The organism is Parazoarcus communis SWub3 = DSM 12120, from assembly GCF_003226565.1.
Taxonomy (GTDB): domain Bacteria; phylum Pseudomonadota; class Gammaproteobacteria; order Burkholderiales; family Rhodocyclaceae; genus Parazoarcus; species Parazoarcus communis.
The window spans coordinates 1-628 of sequence record NZ_QKOE01000093.1 but is presented as its reverse complement, the minus strand read 5'-3'; the positions used below and the strand labels follow the sequence as shown (position 1 = coordinate 628).

Here is a 628-nt window from a genome sequence, read left to right as displayed (position 1 = left end):
CGGCGCGGCGTCGAGGCGATCGGTGAATGCCTTGATGGTCGCCTCCGAGTCGAGGAGGGTCCAGTCGATCAGCAGCTTCTGTACCCAGGCATCGGACCATTCGAAATAGGCAACGACGATCCGGCCGTGGTTGCCGCCCAGGATGGCCTTGACGATCACCGGGTCGCGGAAGGCGTCGACATAGCCTTGTCGCTGCAGGCGGGCCTCGTCGGGGTCGATGCTGCCGGAGATGTCGATGGCCAAGACCAGGGCGAGGTCGACTTCCTTCTTTTCCTGTGCCGCGACAGGCAGGACCGCGACGAAAGCGGCGAGCAGACCGAGCAGCCAGCGCATCACGATCTCCACTTGGGCGCGCACGTCGGGCACGCAGGTTGGGGGGGTACGCAGGTCGAGGCACGGAAAGTGACGCAAGAAGCATACCGCCCGTCGGAAGCGGCTGTCAGCCGTGCACTGGACGGCGACGGCGGACGATCGGTAGCTTCTCTGTGAGAAGAAGAAAACGGAGGAAGCCCGATGGACCTTGCCCTGAGTGCCGCGGATCAGGCCTTTCGCGACGAGGTACGGCGTTTCCTCGACGAGAGCCTCACCGAGGATCTGCGCGAGGCGGGCCGCAAGACCGGCGGCGTCT

1 protein-coding gene is annotated in these 628 nt (G+C 65.3%); it reads right to left on the bottom strand.

The genetic code is table 11. The features are described from left to right. On the bottom strand, positions 1–333 hold a 333-nt coding region (locus DNK49_RS23190), incomplete at its 3' end, for a DUF1194 domain-containing protein (protein WP_120719296.1). Positions 334–628 lie beyond the last annotated feature (295 nt).